Here is a 19585-nt window from a genome sequence, read left to right on the forward strand (position 1 = left end):
TTCGGCAGGTATACCGCCGGATCGCTTCCTGGCTCATCCCAACCCACGTGACCTTTGGTAGGGGTCACCACTAGGAGAGGAGGCGCCATGCCCATCATTACTCTTCCCGACGGCAGTCAGCGTTCGTTCGATCATCCGGTTTCCGTGCTGGAGGTCGCCCAGTCCATTGGTGCGGGCCTGGCCAAGGCCACCCTGGCCGGTAAGGTCAATGGTCGCCAGGTCGATGCTTGCGACCTGATCGAGGCCGACGCGACCCTGCAGATCATCACGCCGAAGGACGAAGAGGGGCTGGAGATCATCCGCCACTCCTGTGCTCACCTGGTTGGGCATGCGGTCAAGCAGCTCTATCCGAGCGCCAAGATGGTGATCGGTCCGGTCATCGACGAAGGCTTCTATTACGACATCGCCATCGATCGCCCCTTTACTCCTGAAGACATGGCGGCCATCGAGAAGCGCATGGCCGAGTTGATCGATAAGGACTACGACGTCATCAAGAAGATGACTCCGCGTGCCGGGGTGATCGAGCTGTTCAAGGCGCGCGGCGAGGAATACAAGCTGCGCCTGATCGACGACATGCCGGACGAGCAGGCCATGGGGCTGTACTTCCATGAGGAGTACGTCGACATGTGCCGCGGGCCGCACGTACCCAATACCCGCTTCCTCAAGGCGTTCAAGCTCACCCGTATCTCCGGCGCCTACTGGCGCGGCGACTCGAAGAACGAGCAGCTGCAGCGCATCTACGGCACCGCCTGGGCGGACAAGAAGCAGCTGGCGGCCTATATCCAGCGCATCGAGGAAGCCGAGAAGCGCGATCACCGCAAGATCGGCAAGCGCCTGGACCTGTTCCATACCCAGGAAGAAGCGCCGGGCATGGTGTTCTGGCACCCCAATGGCTGGACCCTGTACCAGGTGCTCGAGCAGTACATGCGGCAGGTGCAGCGTGATAGCGGCTATCTGGAGATCAAGACGCCGCAGGTGGTCGATCGCAGTCTGTGGGAGAAGTCCGGGCACTGGGCCAACTACGCCGAGAACATGTTCACCACCGAATCGGAAAGCCGCGATTATGCGATCAAGCCGATGAACTGCCCGTGCCATGTGCAGGTGTTCAATCAGGGCTTGAAGAGCTACCGCGAGCTGCCGATGCGCCTGGCCGAGTTCGGCGCCTGCCATCGCAACGAGCCGTCCGGTGCGCTGCACGGCATCATGCGCGTGCGCGGCTTCACCCAGGACGATGCGCATATCTTCTGCACCGAAGAGCAGATGCAGGCCGAGTCTGCCGACTTCATCAAGCTGACCCAGGCGGTCTACGCCGACTTCGGCTTCACCGACATCCAGCTCAAGCTGTCCACTCGTCCGGAAAAGCGCGTAGGCTCCGACGAGCTGTGGGATCGTGCCGAGGCGGCGCTGGCGGCGGCGCTCGACAGTGCTGGGCTGGCTTATGACCTGCAGCCGGGCGAAGGCGCCTTCTACGGACCGAAGATCGAGTTCTCGCTGAAGGATTGCCTGGGTCGCGTGTGGCAGTGCGGCACCCTGCAGCTGGACTTCAACCTGCCGGTGCGCCTGGGCGCGGAGTACGTTTCCGAGGACAACAACCGCAAGCATCCGGTCATGCTGCACCGGGCGATCCTCGGTTCCTTCGAGCGCTTCATCGGCATTCTCATCGAGCACTACGAAGGGGCGTTCCCGGCCTGGCTGGCGCCGACCCAGGCGGTGATCATGAATATCACCGACAAGCAGGCCGATTTTGCCCGCGAAGCAGAGAAAACTCTCAACCAAAGCGGTTTTCGTGCCAAGGCTGACTTGAGAAACGAAAAGATCGGCTTTAAAATCCGCGAGCATACTTTGCTCAAGGTTCCCTATCTGTTGGTTATTGGAGATCGGGAAGTTGAGACACGATCCGTTGCTGTGCGTACCCGTGAAGGCGTCGATCTGGGCTCCATGCCCCTCGAGCAATTCGCCGCGCAGTTGCAGCAAGCGGTTTCCCGGCGTGGTCGCCAAGATTCGGAGTAAGAACTATTAAGCGTGATATGAGACAGGACAAGCGGGCCGCCCCCAAGGCGCCGATCAACGAGAACATTACCGCACGCGAAGTGCGCCTGATTGGCGCAGACGGCGAGCAGATTGGTATTGTTTCGATCGATGAGGCATTGCGCGTGGCTGAAGAAGCCAAGCTGGATCTGGTAGAGATCTCGGCTGATGCAGTACCGCCGGTTTGCCGCATCATGGACTACGGCAAGCACCTGTTCGAGAAGAAAAAGCAGGCTGCTATCGCCAAGAAGAACCAGCACCAGCAGCAGATCAAAGAGATCAAGTTTCGTCCAGGGACGGAAGAAGGGGATTACCAGGTAAAACTACGCAACCTGGTACGTTTCCTTGAAGATGGGGACAAGGCCAAGGTATCGCTTCGATTCCGTGGCCGTGAGATGGCCCACCAGGAGCTGGGTATGGAGCTGCTCAAGCGGGTCGAAGCCGACCTCGCCGAACTCGGCACCGTCGAACAGCATCCTAAGCTGGAAGGACGCCAGCTGATGATGGTCATCGCTCCCAAGAAGCGTAAATAACCTCCCGGGCACTGGCAGGCCTGATGGTTATCAGTTGTTAATGAATGCGGAGTACCAAACATGCCAAAGATGAAAACCAAGAGCGGCGCTGCAAAGCGCTTCCTGAAGACTGCTTCGGGCTTCAAGCACAAGCACGCTTTCAAGAGCCACATCCTGACCAAAATGTCCACCAAGCGTAAGCGCCAGCTGCGTGGCAGCTCGCTGATCGGCCCGTCGGACAAAGCTAAAGTCGAGCGCATGCTGCGCGTTCGTTAATCGGTCAAGATACTTAGAGGTAATTACTCATGGCTCGTGTTAAGCGTGGCGTTATCGCTCGTGCTCGTCACAAAAAAATCCTGAAGCTCGCCAAGGGCTACTACGGCGCACGTTCGCGCGTGTTCCGCGTTGCCAAGCAGGCGGTAATCAAGGCAGGCCAATACGCCTACCGCGACCGCCGTCAGCGCAAGCGTCAGTTCCGTGCTCTGTGGATCGCCCGTATCAACGCCGGTGCCCGCGTCAACGGTCTGTCCTACAGCCGTCTGATCGCTGGCCTGAAAAAGGCGTCGATCGAAATCGACCGTAAGGTCCTGGCCGATCTGGCAGTGAACGAAAAAGCGGCGTTTGCTGCGATTGTCGAGAAAGCTAAGGCCGTTCTGGCTTAAGTCCCCCGACAATCACCGGGCTCGCCCGGTGGCAACGTCAAAGATAGGGGAAGAGCCTTCAAGCTCTTCCCCTATTTCGTATCTGGAGCCCGTACATGGAAAACCTGGATGCATTGGTCTCGCAAGCGCTAGAGGCCGTGCAAAACACCGCAGACGTCAACGCCCTGGAACAACTCCGGGTTCAGTATCTCGGCAAGAAGGGCGAACTGACCGCTCTGATGCAGACCCTGGGCAAGCTGTCGGCCGAAGAGCGTCCGCAGGCTGGCGCCCTGATCAACGCCGCCAAGAACCAGGTTCAGGACGCCCTGAATGCCCGCAAATCCGTGCTTGAGCAGGCCCTGCTCGCCGAGAAGCTGGCGTCCGAGCGTATCGACGTGACCCTGCCGGGCCGCGGCCAGGCCTCCGGTGGCCTGCACCCGGTCACCCGTACCCTCGAGCGTGTCGAGCAGTTCTTCACCCATATCGGCTACAACGTTGCCGAGGGCCCGGAAGTCGAAGACGACTATCACAACTTCGAGGCGCTCAACATCCCCGGCCACCACCCGGCACGGGCGATGCACGACACCTTCTATTTCAACGCCAACATGCTGCTGCGCACCCACACCTCGCCGGTACAGGTGCGCACCATGGAATCGCAGCAGCCGCCGATCCGCATCGTCTGCCCCGGCCGCGTTTATCGCTGCGACTCCGATATCACCCACTCGCCGATGTTCCATCAGGTCGAAGGCCTGCTGGTCGACGAGGGCATCAGCTTCGCCGACCTCAAGGGCACCATCGAGGAATTCCTCCGGGTGTTCTTCGAGAAGCCGCTGGGCGTGCGTTTCCGCCCCTCCTTTTTCCCCTTCACCGAGCCCTCGGCAGAGGTCGACATGCAGTGCGTGATGTGCTCGGGCAAGGGCTGCCGCGTGTGCAAGCAGACCGGCTGGCTGGAAGTGATGGGTTGCGGCATGGTCCATCCGAACGTGCTGCGCATGAGCGGCATCGACCCGGAGAAATACTCCGGCTTCGCCTTCGGCATGGGTGTCGAGCGCCTTGCCATGCTGCGTTATGGCGTCAATGACTTGCGCCTGTTCTTCGATAACGACCTACGGTTCCTGGCGCAATTTCGCTAGCACCGCCTTCGTCATCGAATTCGTTTAAGGAGAACAGACAGTATGAAATTCAGTGAACAGTGGCTGCGCAGCTGGGTGAACCCGGACGTGTCGCGCGACGAGCTGGTGGCCCGCCTGTCGATGGTCGGCCTGGAGGTGGACGCGGTGATCCCGGTCGCCGGTCAGTTCAGCGGTGTGGTGGTGGGCGAGATTCTCAGCGCCGAGCAACACCCGGACGCCGACAAGCTGCGCGTGTGCCAGGTCAGCAACGGCAGCGAGACCTTCCAGGTAGTCTGCGGCGCGCCCAACGCCCGCGCCGGCATCAAGATTCCCTTCGCCATGACCGGCGCCGAGCTGCCGGGCGACTTCAAGATCAAAAAGGCCAAGCTGCGCGGTGTGGAGTCCCAGGGCATGCTCTGCTCGGCCTCCGAGCTGCAGGTCAGCGAGGACAACAGCGGCCTGATGGAATTGGCGGCGGACGCTCCGGTCGGTCAGGACATCCGCACCTACCTGGGTCTGGGCGACGTCAGCATCGAGATCGGTCTGACCCCCAACCGCGGCGACTGCCTGTCGCTGGCTGGCCTGGCCCGCGAAGTCGGCGCCATCTACGGTGCGCCGGTATCGGCGGTATCCGCTGACCCGGTTGCCAGTGCCCATGATGAAGTGCGCCCGGTGGAGGTGCTGGCGCCCAAGGCCTGCCCACGTTACCTGGGTCGCGTCATCCGCAACGTCGACCTGTCCAGGCCGACCCCGCTGTGGATGGTCGAGCGCCTGCGTCGTTCCGATATCCGTAGCATCGACGCTGCCGTCGACGTCACCAACTACGTGATGCTCGAACTTGGCCAGCCGATGCACGCCTTCGACCTCGCCGAGATCAATGGCGGCATCCGCGTGCGCATGGCGGAAGAGGGCGAGAAGCTGGTACTGCTCGATGGTCAGGAAGTCAGCCTGCGTGCCGACACCCTGGTCATCGCCGACCACAACCGCGCCCTGGCCATCGCCGGCGTGATGGGGGGCGAGCACAGTGGTGTGAGCGGCAAGACCCGCGACCTGTTCCTCGAAAGCGCTTTCTTCGACAGCATCGCCGTGGCCGGCAAAGCCCGTTCCTATGGCCTGCACACCGACTCCTCGCACCGCTTCGAGCGCGGCGTCGACTCGCAGTTGGCGCGCAGCGCCATGGAGCGCGCCACCGCGCTGCTGCTGGAGATCGTCGGCGGCGAAGCCGGTCCGATCATCGAAGTGGCCAGCGCCGCCGACCTGCCGAACGTTGCACCGATCACCCTGCGTGCCGAGCGTATCAGCCAGATGTTGAGCATGGACATGGACGGCGCCGAAGTCGAGCGCCTGCTCACCGCGCTGGGCCTGGGCGTGACCGCCGAGGGCGCCGGCCAGTGGCAGGTCAGCGTGCCGAGCCATCGCTTCGATATCAGTCTGGAAGTCGACCTGATCGAAGAGTTGGGTCGTCTGTACGGTTACAACCGCCTGCCGGTGCGTTACCCGCAGGCGCGCCTGGCCCCGCAGGCCAAGGCCGAAGCCCGTGCCGAGCTGCCGGCTCTGCGTCGCCTGCTGGTGGCGCGTGGTTACCAGGAGGCCATCACCTACAGCTTCATCGACCCCAAGCTGTTCGAACTGTTCAGCCCGGGCGTCGCCCCGCTGCAGTTGGCCAACCCGATTTCCGCTGACATGGCTGCCATGCGTTCCTCGCTGTGGCCGGGCCTGGTCAAAGCGCTGGAGCACAACCTCAATCGCCAGCAGTCGCGCGTGCGCCTGTTCGAGAGCGGCCTGCGCTTCGTTGGTCAACTGGAAGGCTTGCAGCAGGAAGCCATGCTGGCTGGCGTGATCAGCGGCAGCCGTCTGCCGGAAGGCTGGGCCAATGGTCGCGAGAGCGTCGACTTCTACGATCTCAAGGCGGATGTCGAGGCGCTCTTGGGGTATGCCGGTGCGGCCGATGCCTTCAGTTTTGTGCCGGGCGAGCATCCTGCGTTGCACCCGGGTCAGACCGCTCGCATCGAGCGGGAAGGGCGCCTGGTCGGTTTCATGGGGGCTCTGCATCCGGAACTGAGCAAGACCCTCGGCCTGGATCAGCCGGTATTCCTCTTCGAGCTGCTGCTGGCTGAAGTCGCTGCCGGGCGTATGCCGGCTTTCAGCGAGTTGTCGCGCTTCCCCGAGGTGCGCCGGGACCTGGCGTTGCTGGTCGATCGCGAGCAGCCGGCCGAGGCCGTACTCGCTGCCATCCGCGAGGCGGCGGGCGAGTGGCTGACGGACCTCAAGCTATTTGACGTCTATCACGGTAAAGGTATTGATCCGCATAGAAAAAGCCTGGCTGTCGGCTTGACCTGGCAACATCCATCGCGCACTCTTAATGACGATGAGGTGAGTACTACTACGCAAAACATCCTCACCTGCCTCGAACAAAGGTTCAACGCCACGTTAAGGAAGTAGCGTATGGGGGCTCTGACGAAAGCTGAAATGGCGGAACGTCTGTACGAAGAGCTCGGCCTGAACAAACGGGAAGCCAAGGAACTGGTGGAGCTGTTTTTTGAAGAGATCCGCCAGGCTCTTGAGCTGAACGAACAGGTCAAGCTTTCCGGGTTCGGTAACTTCGACTTGCGCGACAAGCGCCAGCGACCCGGCCGCAACCCGAAAACAGGAGAGGAGATCCCGATCACGGCTCGCCGTGTGGTCACCTTTCGTCCAGGGCAAAAACTGAAGGCCAGGGTCGAGGCATATGCTGGAACCAAGTCATAACGACGAGCTACCGGCGATACCCGGCAAGCGCTACTTCACCATTGGCGAAGTCAGCGAGCTCTGCGCGGTCAAACCCCATGTCCTGCGTTATTGGGAACAAGAGTTCCCGCAGCTCAATCCGGTCAAGCGGCGGGGCAACCGCCGCTACTATCAGCGCCAGGACGTGCTGATGATTCGGCAGATCCGAGCGTTGCTTTACGATCAGGGTTTCACCATCGGTGGGGCGCGCCAGCGTCTCTCTGGCGACGAGGCCAAGGACGACACCACCCAGTATCGTCAACTGATCAAGCAGGTGATCGTCGAGCTCGAGGACGTGCTGCACGTCCTACGGAAATAGGACAAAAGAAAAAGTTGCCTTAATTCAAAAGCTTAATGTATAGTTCTTCCCGCTTTCGGTAACACGTAAGCATCGTCGGGGCGTAGCGCAGCCCGGTAGCGCACTTGCATGGGGTGCAAGGGGTCGAGTGTTCGAATCACTCCGTCCCGACCAAAAAACCCTAAAAAATCCAGTCACTTAGCGGTGGCTGGATTTTTTTATGGGCGCTTCACACGTAGAAGCGTAGGGACTTTTGCGGGACTTTTTTTCATCCTGCCATTCTCCTCAAAATTGTCAGGGCCGGCCCGCGCGAGTCGGTGGCCGAAATCCTGTTGGCTTCATCGATCAGTTTGCCCAGCTCGGCGGCCGAGTAGTGACTGGTGATGCTGCCGTTCTTGTGGCCCAGCGGAGCCTTCCTGTCTTCCTCCGTTACCCCAGCTGCCCGAAGTCTTCGGCCGAAGGTGTGCTTCAGGTCGTGAACGCGGATCGAAGCAAATCCAGGGCAGCGGAGAGGATCACGAGCAAGCTCGCTGGCGGGATAGCAAAGAAGGCGCAGCGGTAGTCTCGCTGCGCCTTTTTCGTTCTAGCGGTTGAAGCGTTCGACCAGGGCGTACTGGCCCTGGGCGGTTTCGGTTAGGGCTTCGCTGAGTCTGGCGGTGTTCTGCGCTTCGCCAGAGGTCTGGTCGGCCAGTTGGGCGATGGTGGTGATGTTCTGGTTGATCTCGTCGGCCACCGCACTCTGCTCCTCTGCGGCGGCGGCGATCTGGTTGGCCATGTCGGCGATATTGGCCACGGCGTCGCTGATGCCGGCCAGGGCCTGGTCGGCCTTGAGCACGCGCTCGACCCCTTCGTCGGCCTGCTTGCGGCCGATTTCCATGGTCATCACCGCTTCTTCGGCGGTGCGCTGCAGCTTGGCGATCAGGCTGTGGATCTGTTCGGTGGATTCGGCGGTGCGCTGGGCCAGCGAGCGCACTTCGTCGGCCACCACGGCGAAGCCGCGGCCCATTTCGCCGGCGCGGGCGGCCTCGATGGCGGCGTTGAGGGCGAGCAGGTTGGTCTGGTCGGCGATGCCCTTGATCACGTCGACCACGCCGCCGATCTCGTTGCTGTCCTGGGCCAGGCGGGTGACGGTCTCGCCGGTGTCGCCCACCGATTGCGACAGGCGCTGGATGGCCTCACGGGTCTCCGCGGCAACCCCGCGACCTTCGCCGGTAAGGCGGTTGGCTTCCTGGGTGGCGATGGCGGTGCGCGCCACGTTGCTGGCCACTTCCAGCGTAGTGGCGGCCATTTCGTTGACGGCAGTGGCGACCTGTTCGGTTTCCTGGCGCTGACGTTCCAGGCCGGCGGAGCTGTTATGCGCCAGCTTGTCGGCCTCGCGGGCCTGCTGGGTGAGCTGTTCGGCGGTGTCCTGCAGGCGGGTCAGGCAGGTTTTCAGGCGCGCGTCCTGGCTGAGCATGGCCATCTCCAGGCGCGCTTCGGCGCCGCGGCTGTCGGTGTACATCTGCGCGATCAGCGGGTCGGAGGTGGTCTGTTCGGCCAGGCGCAGCAGGCGCTTGATGCCGCGGGTCTGCCAGGCGATACCGGCCAGGCCCAGGGGGACGGAGAGCAAGGCGGCGAGGGCGAAGCCCCAGCTGCTGCCCATCCAGTGACCGATCAAAAAACCGATCTGGCTGACCAGGATGAACGGCAGCCAGGCCTGCGCCACCGGCAGCCAGGCGTTGCGCTTGGGAATGGCCGACTTGCCGGCGTTGACCCGGCCATACAGGGTTTCGGCGCGGCGTACTTGTTCGGCGGTGGGCTTGACCCGTACCGATTCATAGCCGACCACCTGGCCGTTCTCGGTCATCGGCGTGACGTAGGCGTTGACCCAGTAGTGGTCGCCGTTCTTGCTGCGGTTCTTGACGATGCCCATCCATGGGCGGCCCTGCTTGAGGGTGCGCCACATATGATCGAACACGGCCGACGGCACGTCGGGATGGCGCACGATATTGTGCGGCGCGCGCAGCAGCTCCTCGCGGGAGAAGCCGCTGATCTCGACGAAGGCGTCGTTGCAGTAGGTGATCTGGCCCTTGAGGTCGGTGGTGGAAATCAGGCGCTGCTGCGCCGGGAAAGTTCGCTCGCGCTGGGTGACCGGCTGGTTGTTACGCATGGCAGGTATCCGTCGTTGTAATGCCCTCTGCATCGGCCGCAAAGCGGCGAAGTTGAGGGAAAATCCATGGCGCGAAGTGTAAACGGATTTTGATCGGCGTCACATTTTCATCGCCGACAGGCGCCATCCCTGGCCCGCCATCGTCAGCGGCCGATCATCTGCCGTAGTACGTAATGCAGGATGCCGCCGGCCTTGAAGTACTCGACCTCGTTCAGCGTGTCGATCCGGCACAGCAGCTCGATCTCTTCGCGCTGGCCGTTCTCGCGGACGATGGCCAGCGACAGCGGCATATGCGGATGCAGTTCGACGCCGTCGAGGCCATGGATGCCGAGCAGTTCGCGGCCGGTGAGGCCCAGGCTCTTGCGGTCGCAGCCGGGTTTGAATTGCAGAGGCAGCACGCCCATGCCGACCAGGTTGGAACGGTGGATGCGCTCGAAGCTCTCGGCGATCACCGCCTTGACCCCGAGCAGGTTGGTGCCCTTGGCCGCCCAGTCGCGGCTCGAGCCGGTGCCGTATTCCTTGCCGGCGATCACCACCAGCGGCGTGCCCGCTTCCTGGTAGCGCATGGCCGCGTCATAGATCGACAGTTTGTCGCCGCTGGGAATATGCAGGGTGTTGCCGCCTTCCTCGCCGCCGAGCATCTCGTTCTTGATGCGGATGTTGGCGAAGGTGCCGCGCATCATCACTTCATGGTTGCCGCGACGCGAGCCGTAGGAGTTGAAGTCCGCAGGCGTCACGCCCTGTTCGCGCAGGTAGCGCCCGGCCGGGCTGTCGGCCTTGATGTTGCCGGCCGGCGAGATGTGGTCGGTGGTCACCGAGTCGCCGAGCAGGGCGAGGATGCGCGCCTCATGGATGTCGCCGATATGCGGCGGGTCGCCGGCGATGCCCTCGAAGAACGGCGGATGCTGGATATAGGTGGAGTCCGCCTGCCAGGCATAGGTATCGGCCTTGGGCACTTCGATGGCCCGCCACTGCGCGTTGCCGGCGAACACCTCGGCGTATTCCTTGCGGAACATGGCGGTGTCGACCTTGGCGATGGCCGCGGCGATTTCCGCCTGGCTCGGCCAGATGTCCTTGAGATGCACCGGCTGACCGTCCTTGCCGATGCCCAGCGGTTCGCGGGTCAGGTCGATACGTACGCTGCCGGCCAGGGCGTAGGCCACCACCAGCGGCGGAGAGGCCAGCCAGTTGGTCTTCACCAGCGGGTGCACGCGGCCCTCGAAGTTGCGGTTGCCGGACAGCACCGAGGCGACGCTCAGGTCGGCCTGGGTGATGGCCTGTTCGATGGGCTCGCGCAGCGGCCCGGAGTTGCCGATACAGGTGGTGCAGCCATAGCCCACCAGGTCGAAACCGAGCTTCTCCAGGTAGGGCGTCAGGCCGGCGGCGTTGAAGTACTCGGTGACCACCTTGGAGCCGGGCGCCAGCGAGCTCTTGACCCAGGGCTGGCGCTGCAGGCCTTTGTCCACGGCCTTCTTGGCCAGCAGGCCAGCGGCCATCATCACGCTGGGGTTGGAGGTGTTGGTGCAGGAGGTGATGGCGGCGATCACCACCGCGCCGTGCTTCAGGCGATAGGTCTGGCCCTCGTCCTGATAGTCCACCCCGCCACTTGGCTGGCCGCCGCCGACGGCTGTGCCGCCACCCCCTTCGTTGAGCAGGCGACCGTCTTCCTTGGCCGTGGGTTTGAGCTGCAGGCCGAGGAAATCGTTGAAGGCCTGGGCGACCTGACCGAGGGCGACGCGGTCCTGCGGGCGCTTCGGCCCGGCCAGGCTGGCTTCGACGCTGGCCAGATCCAGGCTCAGGCTATCGCTGAACAGCGGCTCGGCGCCGGGCTCGCGCCACAGGCCCTGGGCCTTGCAGTAGGCCTCGACCAGTTGCACTGTGGCTTCCGGGCGGCCGGACAGGCGCAGGTAGCCGAGGGTGATGGCGTCGACCGGGAAGAAGCCGCAAGTGGCGCCGTATTCCGGGGCCATATTGGCGATGGTGGCGCGGTCGGCCAGCGGCAGGTCGGCCAGGCCGTCGCCGTAGAATTCGACGAACTTGCCCACCACGCCCTTGCTGCGCAGCATCTGGGTGACGGTGAGCACCAGGTCGGTGGCGGTGATGCCTTCCTTGAGCCTGCCGCTGAGCTTGAAGCCGATCACCTCGGGGATCAGCATCGACACCGGCTGGCCGAGCATGGCCGCTTCCGCCTCGATGCCGCCGACGCCCCAGCCGAGCACGCCGAGGCCGTTGATCATGGTGGTGTGCGAGTCGGTGCCGACCAGGGTGTCAGGGTAGGCGAGGGTGGCGCCGTCCTCCTCCTTGGTCCACACGGTGCGCGCCAGGTACTCCAAGTTGACCTGGTGGCAGATGCCGGTGCCCGGCGGCACCACGCTGAAGTTGGCGAAGGCGTGCTGGCCCCAGCGCAGGAAGGCGTAGCGCTCGCCGTTGCGTTGCATTTCCAGCTCGACGTTGTCGTGGAAGGCGCTGGAGGAGGCGTAGCGGTCGACCATCACCGAGTGGTCGATGACCAGGTCCACCGGTGACAGCGGGTTGATCCGCTGCGGGTCGCCGCCGGCCTTGGCCATGGCGTCGCGCATGGCGGCGAGGTCGACCACCGCCGGCACCCCGGTGAAGTCCTGCATCAAGACCCGCGCCGGGCGGAACTGGATCTCCCGCTCGGAGCCGCGCTTGTCCAGCCAGTCGGCCATGGCCTGCAGGTCGGCGGCGCTGACGGTGTGGCCGTCTTCGCAGCGCAGCAGGTTTTCCAGCAGCACCTTGAGCGACTTGGGCAGGCGGTCGATGTTGCCGAGGCGCTGGGCCGCCTCGGGCAGGCTGAAGTAGTGGTAGGTGGCGTCGCCGATCTTCAGTTCGCGGCGGCAGTTCAGGCTATCGAGGGAGGGCATTGCACTTCTCCTTGAGGCCCGTACGGTCGGGCCGTTTCTGATGACTGCAGAGCGTTCAAGCTAGTTGCCTATGAGCGGTCTGGCCAGCGTTCATTCGGGATTCGCTGCTGGCAATCTGCCTAGCACTGGACAGGAAGGTGGCGTCCGCGGTTCCCGCCTCGGGTATCATGCGCGACCCAAGGAGACGTCCCGATGAATACCCTGTTTTTCCATTGCCGCCCCGGTTTCGAAGGCGAGGTCTGCGCCGAGATCGCCGAGCTGGCCGCGCGTCTGGACGTGGCCGGCTACTCCAAGGCCAAGCCCGGCGGCGCTTGCGCCGAGTTCATCTGCAGCGAGGCCGGCGATAGCGCGCGGCTGATGCGCGGCGTGCGGTTCAACAGCCTGATCTTCCCGCGCCAGTGGGCGCGCGGCGCCTTCGTCAGCCTGCCGGAGAGCGAGCGCATCGGCGTGCTGCTCGAAGCGCTGGCCGACTACCCGCAGTGCGGCAGCCTGTGGCTGGAAGTGGTGGACACCAACGAGGGCAAGGAGCTGTCGACCTTCTGCAAGAAGTTCGAGGCGCTGCTGCGCAAGGCCCTGATCAAGGCCGGCAAGCTGGTGGACGACGCCAGCAAGCCGCGCCTGCTGCTGACCTTCAAGAGCGGTCGCGAGGTGTTCGCCGGCATCGCCGAGGCGGACAACCAGGCGATGTGGCCGATGGGTATTCCCCGCCTGAAATTCCCCCGCGAGGCGCCGAGCCGCTCGACGCTCAAGCTGGAGGAGGCCTGGCACCACTTCATCCCGCGCCAGCAGTGGGATCAGCGCCTCGCCCCGGGCATGACCGCGGTGGACCTGGGCGCCGCGCCCGGCGGCTGGACCTGGCAGCTGGTCAATCGGGAAATCCGCGTTACCGCGGTGGACAACGGGCCGATGGCCGAGAGCCTGATGTATTCGGGGTTCGTCGTGCACCAGCGCGCCGATGGTTTCCTGTTCCGCCCGCGCCATCCGGTGCACTGGATGGTCTGCGACATAGTCGAGAAGCCGGCGCGCACCGCCGCGCTGATCGAGACCTGGCTGGGCGAGGGGCTGTGCCGCGAGGCGGTGGTCAATCTCAAGCTGCCGATGAAGCAGCGCTACGCCGAGGTGCGCCGCCTGCTCGATCGCATCGAGAGCGGCTTCGCCGCGCGCGGGGTGAAGGTGGCGCTGGCCTGCAAGCAGCTCTATCACGATCGCGAGGAAGTCACCTGCCATCTGCGCCGGTTGGGCAAGTAAGGCCGGGATCTGGCGCCATGCCGTTCAGTCAAGCTTCACTCGGGTGTGATCAGTCCCCTCACCCCTCTGGGAGGCATGGATGCAGAGAGTGGGGCGACGCAGGATGTCAAAGCCGAGGATCGGGGCGAGGGCCTCATTCGACTTTCGGGTCTTTCTCGACGGCCGGCCCTTGTGCCCTGATCCAGTAGCTCTGCTTGTGCCCGCGTGCCTCGAAGGTGCGCGCCAGTGCTTCGGCGGCGTCGCGCTCGAGGCCGTCGCGGACGACGAACTCGTTGCCGTTGTCGTCCAGGCGGACCAGGCACCAGAGTTGCTGCGGTTGGCGATGGGACATGGGCGGGCCTCGGCTGCTTGCCTACAGCTTAGGCGGTTCATCTACCGTCACCCCCGCGAAGGTGGGAGCTCAGGTGCTACGGAGGTTCCGGATTATTCCCCGTTGGCAGTGCAAGCGCTGTTCAGCGAAAAAGCTGCTGTCCCGCCTGCGCGGGTATGACGACTATTTCGGCGTTTCCCCCAGTCCGCCTCTGCGCTCAACCGAGCCCGGGCAAACGCCCGGCCCGGGCTCCCGTGGCGCTCCGGGCTCCGCCCGGAACTGACGTGCGGGCTGTCCCTGGCCCGCTGGAGCGCAGGCACTGTGCCGCAGATCGCGAGCCGCTGCCGCCCATCCAAGGTTGTGCGGGCAAGGTGACCTGGAGGTCAGCTTTGCGCGACAATGCGCGCCTGCCAGTGGAGCCCCCTTATGTCCGATGCCCTGACCCTTTCCCACGACGATCTGCTCGACGCCAGCGGCCTGAACTGCCCCGAGCCGGTGATGATGCTGCACAACAAGGTGCGCGACCTACAGCCGGGCGGCCTGCTCAAGGTGATCGCTACCGACCCCTCGACCCGCCGCGACATTCCCAAGTTCTGCGTGTTTCTCGGTCACGAGCTGCTCGGCCAGGCCGAGGAGGACGGCACCTATCTGTACTGGATTCGCAAGAAGGCGGAGTAGGCGGCGCCGACCCGGTCTGTCCATGAGCTTGCGCTTCGTAGGGGCGGCCTGCTCGTTTCGAGCGGCCGGCGTCCCGCTGCGACCCTAGGTATCGGTGTTCCACCCGGCCTGCCCCGGCGCCAATCCGCAACTATTCAGCAATGTCTGCCAGGCCTCGACGTGACGCGCCGTGGCGACGCGAAATTCCTGCCATAACGAATCCTTCTCGCCGGCCAGGCGCTGCAGGTGCGTGCGGGTCGCCGGCGGTATGCCTTCGATCTGCTGCAGCTGCTGGAGCACCGCCTGCCAGCGCCGGCCGCGCTGGTCCACCTGCGCCAGGTAGGGCTGCAGACCGCCGGCATAGAACTTGACGAAGATGTTCTGCAGGATGCGCCCGCGCGGCGTCGCCTGGCCCAGCGGGCACGGCGGCCGGCGTTGCTGGCGTTGCTCCAGCAGCTCGCTGGCGGCGTCGAGGCTGTGGCGCAGGCTGGCCAGGCTGGTGATCAGCTGGCCGCCCTGGTCGCTGGCGTAGAGCGCGAAGAACAGCGGCTCCAGCCGTTCGGCAGGTGGCGGCAGGCGCTGCGGCAGGCCGGCGCCGATGACCGCCAGTTGCTCCAGGGCGTCCAGCGCGGCGCCGTCCTCGGCGAAGGCGACGGGCAGCGCCTGGTCGGCGAAGCGCAGGTAGCGTTCGATCTCGCGGCTGCCGTTGAGGGCATTCCAGAACACCGCTGGCAGTTGGTCGCGCTTGTCGGCGGCCAGGCGCTGCAGGGTGGTCTTCAGGCCGGCGTCGTCCTGCAGGTGCGGCAGGCAGTCGTCGATGGCGCGCAGCAGGTCACCCTCGTAACCCAGGCGCTGGCTGGGCACCAGCTGCTTGCCCAGGCTGCTGTTGCGCTGGCTGATCAGCTGCTGCAGGTGCGGGCAGCGCCGCGCGTCGAGCACCAGATCGAGCAGGCCGATACGCAGCTCGGGCAGTGCCAGCAGGCGTTCGCGTCGCGGCGGCAGGCGGTACTGGCTGGCGCTGCGGCTGTCGAAGGCGACGAAACCGTCGCTCTCCAGCGCCCGATCCAGGCGCTGGAGGTAGTCGGCCTGCAGCGCCAGGCCGTTATCGGCCGGGCCGCAGGCGGCGAGCAGCAGTGGGCAGAGGAGCAGGGCGAGTCGCTTCATGCCGCCAGTGTATGGCCTCGGCGCGCCGGGTTCGACTCAGGCCGTCGCACGAATCCGCTTGCGCGCGCTGCGTGCCAGGCGCACCGCCAGCATCAGCGCGGCGCAGGTCAGGCCGACCACCAGGCCCTGCCACAGCCCGCTGGGACCGCTGGGCTCGCCCAGCCAGTCGGAGAGCCCCAGCGCATAGCCCACCGGCAGGCCGATGCCCCAGTAGGCGAACAGCGTCAGCAGCATGGTCATGCGGGTGTCCTGGTAGCCGCGCAGGGCGCCGGCGGCGGTGACCTGGATGGCGTCGGAGAACTGGAACAGCGCCGAATAGACGATCAGCGTCGCCGCCACCGCGATCACCGCCGCATCCGGGGTGTAGATCTGCGCGATCTGCTCGCGCAGCAGGAGCATCAGGCTGGCCGACAGGCAGGCGTAGGCCAGCGCCGCGCCCATGCTCACCCCGGCGGCGAAGCGCGCCTCGCGCGGCTGGCCACGGCCCAGCGCCTGGCCGACCCGCACCGTGGCGGCCATGCCCAGCGAGTAGGGGATCATGAACACCATGGAGCTGAAGTTCAGGGCGATCTGGTGCCCGGCGACCACGGTGGCGCCGAGGCCGCCGATCAGCAGGGCGATCACCGCGAAGATGCTCGATTCGGCGAACACCGCCACGCCGATCGGCACGCCGATGCCCAGCAGGCGCTTGATCACCGCCCACTGCGGCCACTCGAAACGGGCGAACAGCGCGCTGGGGCGGTAGTAGGGCGCCCACTTCACCCAGACCAGCATGCCGATCAGCATGAAGCCCATCACCAGCGCCGTGGCCCAGCCGCAGCCGACGCCGCCCATGGCCGGCAGGCCGAACTTGCCGTAGATGAAGATGTAGTTAGCCGGGATGTTCAGCAACAGGCCGAGTATGCCCAGCACCATGCTCGGCCGGGTGTGGCCGAGGCCATCGCTGAAACAGCGCAGCACGTGGTACAGCGCCACCGCCGGGAAGCCGCAGGCCACCGCGCGCAGGTAGCCCATGGCCGGGGTGATCAGCGCCGGTTCGATGCCCATGTAGCGCAGGATGAACTCGGCGTTCCACAGCAGCGCCGCGGCGCCGCCACCGACCGCCAGGGCCAGCCACAGCGCCTGGCGCACCAGCGGGCCGATGGCCGCCTCCTCGCCGGCGCCGAAGCGCTGCGCCACCTTGGGCGTGGTGGCCAGGAGGATGCCGGTCATCAGCAAGAACACCGGCACCCAGATGGAGTTGCCCAGCGCCACGGCGGCAAGGTCCTGCGGGCTGACCCGACCGGCCATCAGGGTGTCGACGAAGCCCATGGCGGTGTGCGCCAGCTGGGCGATGATGATCGGTGTGGCCAGGACGAGCAGGCTGCGCAGTTCCGTGCGCACGCGCCCCAGGCGGTTTTCGGCAGGCATGTCGATTCTTCGGCAGGCGGAAAACCGCGTAGTCTACGCCCTGACGCCTTGGTCAGGAAAGCGCGCCGTGCCGCTCTGCGCGGCGGCATGCGGGGCGACGCTGGTGCCGCGCTGGCATAGAATGGCGGCCTGGTCCCTGGAGCCCGCCATGCATATAGTCGCCGACGAAAACATTCCCCTGCTCGACGAGTTCTTCGCCGCCTTCGGCAGCATCCGCCGGTTGCCCGGCCGCGCCATCAGCGCGGCCGACGTGCGCGACGCCGATCTCCTGCTGGTGCGCTCGGTGACCCGCGTCGACCGCGCGTTGCTGGAAGGCAGCTGCGTGCGTTTCGTCGGCACCTGCACCATCGGCACCGATCACCTGGATCTCGACTACTTCGCCGAGGCCGGCATCGCCTGGAGCAGCGCGCCGGGCTGCAACGCCCGCGGCGTGGTGGACTACGTGCTGGGCAGCGTGCTGTGCCTGGCCGAGCGCGAAGGCTTCGACCCGGCCGCGCGGATCTATGGCGTGGTCGGGGCGGGGCAGGTCGGCGGGCGCCTGGTCGAGCTGCTGCGCGGTCTGGGCTGGCAGGTGTTGGTGTGCGACCCGCCGCGGCAGGCCGCCGAGGGCAGCGATTTCGTCGATCTCGAACGGATCGTCGCCGATTGCGACGTGATCAGCCTGCATACGCCGCTGGATGCCGGCACCCGTCACCTGTTCGATGCCGCGCGCCTGGCGGCGCTCAAGCCCGGCGCCTGGCTGATCAACGCCAGCCGCGGCGCGGTGCTGGACAACGCCGCGCTGCGTCAGCTGCTGCCGCAACGGCCGGATCTCAAGGCGGTGCTCGACGTCTGGGAAGGCGAGCCGCAGGCCGACGTCGAACTGGCCGCGCTGTGCCAGCTGGCCACCCCGCATATCGCCGGCTACAGCCTGGACGGCAAGCTGCGCGGCACGGCGCAGATCTACCGGGCCTGCTGCCGCGCCCTGGGCCTGCCCGAACAGGTGCGCCTGGCCGACTTGCTGCCGGCGCCCTGGCTGAGCGAGGTGACGCTGGACGGCACTGCCGACCCGGCCTGGGCGCTGGCTGCCCTGTGCCGCGCGGTGTACGACCCGCGCCGCGACGATGCGGATTTTCGTCGCAGCCTGATCGGCGACGCCGAGGCGCGCCGCGCCGGCTTCGACCGCCTGCGCAAACACTACCCGATGCGCCGCGAGCTCGACGGCCTGCGCGTGCGCCTGCAGGGCGAGGCGCCCGAGCTGGCGACGCTGGTACGGGCGTTGGGGGCTACCCTCGCTTAGGGGACCGCCGGGCCGCCCAGACCGCGCGCACCGATTGTCGAGGGTAAACGCAGGTGGGGCCGCATGACGCACTATCCATGCGCCTTATCGTTGAGCAATTAAATTGCACACAATCCTATTGCTCGCTATTTTGTTCGGCACATCCAGCCCACTTCAGGACGATCCGCATGAGCAACGCACTCTTCGATATCCCGGTCACCACCATCAAGGGCGAGCGCAAGACCCTCGCCGATTTCGGCGGCAAGGCCGTGCTGGTGGTCAACACCGCCAGCAAGTGCGGCTTCACCCCGCAGTACAAGGGCCTGGAAAGCATCTGGCAGCAGTACAAGGACCAGGGCCTGGTGGTGCTGGGTTTTCCCTGCAACCAGTTCGGCAAGCAGGAGCCGGGCGACGAGGGGGCGATTTCCGAGTTCTGCGAGCTGAACTTCGGCGTCAGCTTCCCGCTGTTCAAGAAGGTCGACGTCAATGGCGCCGATGCCCATCCGCTGTTCGTCCAGCTGAAGAAGCGCGCCCCCGGCCTGCTCGGCAGCCAGGGCATCAAGTGGAACTTCACCAAGTTCCTCATCGGCCGGGACGGTCAGGTGGTCAAGCGCTTCGCCCCGGCCACCAAGCCGGAGGATCTGGGCAGCGAGATCGAAGCCCTGCTCAAATGACCGCCCTCGATACCGCCCAACTGCAGCTGGACAACCAGCTGTGCTTCAAGCTCTACGCCGCCTCGCGTGCCGTGATCCGCGCCTACAAGCCGATGCTCGACGCGCTGGGCCTGACCTATCCGCAGTACCTGGCGATGCTGGTGCTCTGGGAATGGCAGGCGCAGGCGCCCGAGCAGCCGACGCTGAAGGCCCTGGGCCAGCGCCTGCAGCTGGACTCCGGCACCCTCACGCCGCTGCTCAAGCGCCTGGAGCAGATGGGCCTGGTGCAACGCCGCCGCGCCGCCCACGACGAGCGCGAGATGCACCTAGCGTTGAGCGAGGCGGGCAGGGCATTGCAGGCAAAGGTGGCACCGCTCAAGGCGCAGCTGCTATGCCAGTTCGACGGCGAGGAGCTGGCCGGGCTGGAAGGCTTGCGTCAGCGCCTGGATCGCCTGCTGGCCCGGCTCGGCGCGTAGGGGCGCGTGCGTACCGGA

General features: G+C 65.3%; 18 protein-coding genes, 1 tRNA gene and 1 pseudogene. 14 read left to right on the forward strand and 6 right to left on the reverse strand.

The window, feature by feature from the left end:
* The first annotated feature begins 87 nt into the window (after positions 1 to 87).
* The 9 genes from thrS to ACUTAF_RS06255 all read left to right on the forward strand — a co-directional run bounded on the left by thrS (position 88) and on the right by ACUTAF_RS06255 (position 7531).
* Positions 88 to 2010: a threonine--tRNA ligase gene (thrS, locus tag ACUTAF_RS06215; protein WP_445579158.1), complete on the forward strand. Its 1923-nt coding sequence runs from the start codon at positions 88 to 90 to the stop codon at positions 2008 to 2010.
* A gap of 17 nt (positions 2011 to 2027) precedes the next feature.
* Entirely contained in the window at positions 2028 to 2561 is a 534-nt protein-coding gene (gene infC / locus ACUTAF_RS06220; protein ID WP_445579159.1) for a translation initiation factor IF-3, read from the forward strand.
* A gap of 60 nt (positions 2562 to 2621) precedes the next feature.
* The gene (gene rpmI, locus ACUTAF_RS06225; RefSeq protein WP_031302581.1) at positions 2622 to 2816 is read left to right on the forward strand and encodes a 50S ribosomal protein L35; all 195 of its coding nucleotides are present in this window, start codon (positions 2622 to 2624) and stop codon (positions 2814 to 2816) included.
* 29 nt (positions 2817 to 2845) lie between these two features.
* Positions 2846 to 3202, forward strand: a complete 357-nt coding sequence (gene rplT / locus ACUTAF_RS06230) for a 50S ribosomal protein L20 (protein ID WP_003243409.1) — start codon at positions 2846 to 2848, stop codon at positions 3200 to 3202.
* A 95-nt stretch (positions 3203 to 3297) separates the two neighbouring features.
* Positions 3298 to 4314 carry a phenylalanine--tRNA ligase subunit alpha gene (gene pheS / locus ACUTAF_RS06235; protein ID WP_445579160.1) on the forward strand — a complete coding sequence of 339 codons (1017 nt, stop codon included), beginning with the start codon at positions 3298 to 3300 and terminating at the stop codon, positions 4312 to 4314.
* 42 nt (positions 4315 to 4356) lie between these two features.
* The gene (pheT, locus tag ACUTAF_RS06240) at positions 4357 to 6735 is read left to right on the forward strand and encodes a phenylalanine--tRNA ligase subunit beta (protein WP_445579161.1); all 2379 of its coding nucleotides are present in this window, start codon (positions 4357 to 4359) and stop codon (positions 6733 to 6735) included.
* Between the two features lie 3 nt (positions 6736 to 6738).
* Positions 6739 to 7041 carry an integration host factor subunit alpha gene (gene ihfA, locus ACUTAF_RS06245; protein ID WP_003243414.1) on the forward strand — a complete coding sequence of 101 codons (303 nt, stop codon included), beginning with the start codon at positions 6739 to 6741 and terminating at the stop codon, positions 7039 to 7041.
* Positions 7022 to 7378 (forward strand): MerR family transcriptional regulator, encoded by a 357-nt coding sequence (locus ACUTAF_RS06250; RefSeq protein WP_445579162.1) that lies wholly within the window; start codon positions 7022 to 7024, stop codon positions 7376 to 7378. Before ihfA ends, ACUTAF_RS06250 begins: the two co-directional genes overlap by 20 nt.
* A 76-nt stretch (positions 7379 to 7454) precedes the next feature.
* Positions 7455 to 7531 (forward strand) — tRNA-Pro (locus ACUTAF_RS06255).
* A 94-nt stretch (positions 7532 to 7625) separates the two neighbouring features.
* Here the strand turns inward: ACUTAF_RS06255 and ACUTAF_RS06260 are convergent.
* The 3 genes and pseudogenes from ACUTAF_RS06260 to acnA all read right to left on the reverse strand — a co-directional run.
* Positions 7626 to 7859 (reverse strand): annotated as a pseudogene (locus ACUTAF_RS06260) (tyrosine-type recombinase/integrase); the annotation flags it as partial.
* An 81-nt stretch (positions 7860 to 7940) separates the two neighbouring features.
* Positions 7941 to 9506 carry a methyl-accepting chemotaxis protein gene (locus tag ACUTAF_RS06265; protein ID WP_445579163.1) on the reverse strand — a complete coding sequence of 522 codons (1566 nt, stop codon included), beginning with the start codon at positions 9504 to 9506 and terminating at the stop codon, positions 7941 to 7943.
* Between the two features lie 143 nt (positions 9507 to 9649).
* Entirely contained in the window at positions 9650 to 12391 is a 2742-nt protein-coding gene (gene acnA / locus ACUTAF_RS06270; protein ID WP_445579164.1) for an aconitate hydratase AcnA, read from the reverse strand.
* Between the two features lie 192 nt (positions 12392 to 12583).
* Here acnA and rlmM point away from each other — a divergent pair, with 192 nt between their 5' ends.
* Complete coding sequence (rlmM, locus tag ACUTAF_RS06275; protein ID WP_445579165.1) at positions 12584 to 13639, forward strand: 23S rRNA (cytidine(2498)-2'-O)-methyltransferase RlmM; 1056 nt, start codon at positions 12584 to 12586, stop codon at positions 13637 to 13639.
* A gap of 133 nt (positions 13640 to 13772) precedes the next feature.
* Here the strand turns inward: rlmM and ACUTAF_RS06280 are convergent, their stop codons facing one another.
* Positions 13773 to 13970 carry a hypothetical protein gene (locus ACUTAF_RS06280; RefSeq protein ID WP_445579166.1) on the reverse strand — a complete coding sequence of 66 codons (198 nt, stop codon included), beginning with the start codon at positions 13968 to 13970 and terminating at the stop codon, positions 13773 to 13775.
* 417 nt (positions 13971 to 14387) lie between these two features.
* On the opposite strand from ACUTAF_RS06280, the gene tusA reads away from it, so the two are divergent.
* Positions 14388 to 14627 (forward strand): sulfurtransferase TusA, encoded by a 240-nt coding sequence (gene tusA, locus ACUTAF_RS06285; RefSeq protein ID WP_445582409.1) that lies wholly within the window; start codon positions 14388 to 14390, stop codon positions 14625 to 14627.
* Positions 14628 to 14711: 84 nt separating this feature from the next.
* Here the strand turns inward: tusA and ACUTAF_RS06290 are convergent, their stop codons facing one another.
* Positions 14712 to 15770 (reverse strand): DUF3080 domain-containing protein, encoded by a 1059-nt coding sequence (locus ACUTAF_RS06290; protein ID WP_445579167.1) that lies wholly within the window; start codon positions 15768 to 15770, stop codon positions 14712 to 14714.
* A gap of 36 nt (positions 15771 to 15806) precedes the next feature.
* Positions 15807 to 17180 (reverse strand): MATE family efflux transporter, encoded by a 1374-nt coding sequence (locus ACUTAF_RS06295; RefSeq protein ID WP_445579168.1) that lies wholly within the window; start codon positions 17178 to 17180, stop codon positions 15807 to 15809.
* Between the two features lie 148 nt (positions 17181 to 17328).
* On the opposite strand from ACUTAF_RS06295, the gene pdxB reads away from it, so the two are divergent.
* The 3 genes from pdxB to ACUTAF_RS06310 all read left to right on the forward strand — a co-directional run bounded on the left by pdxB (position 17329) and on the right by ACUTAF_RS06310 (position 19567).
* Positions 17329 to 18459 (forward strand): 4-phosphoerythronate dehydrogenase PdxB, encoded by a 1131-nt coding sequence (pdxB, locus tag ACUTAF_RS06300; protein WP_445579169.1) that lies wholly within the window; start codon positions 17329 to 17331, stop codon positions 18457 to 18459.
* A gap of 167 nt (positions 18460 to 18626) precedes the next feature.
* On the forward strand, positions 18627 to 19112 hold the full coding sequence (locus tag ACUTAF_RS06305) for a glutathione peroxidase (protein WP_445579170.1): 486 nt from the start codon (positions 18627 to 18629) through the stop codon (positions 19110 to 19112).
* Positions 19109 to 19567, forward strand: coding sequence for a MarR family winged helix-turn-helix transcriptional regulator (locus tag ACUTAF_RS06310; RefSeq protein WP_445579171.1), 459 nt, complete (start codon positions 19109 to 19111; stop codon positions 19565 to 19567). The genes ACUTAF_RS06305 and ACUTAF_RS06310 overlap by 4 nt, the downstream gene beginning before the upstream one ends.
* The last annotated feature ends 18 nt before the right edge of the window (positions 19568 to 19585 follow it).

This window comes from Pseudomonas sp. SP16.1, assembly GCF_052682975.1.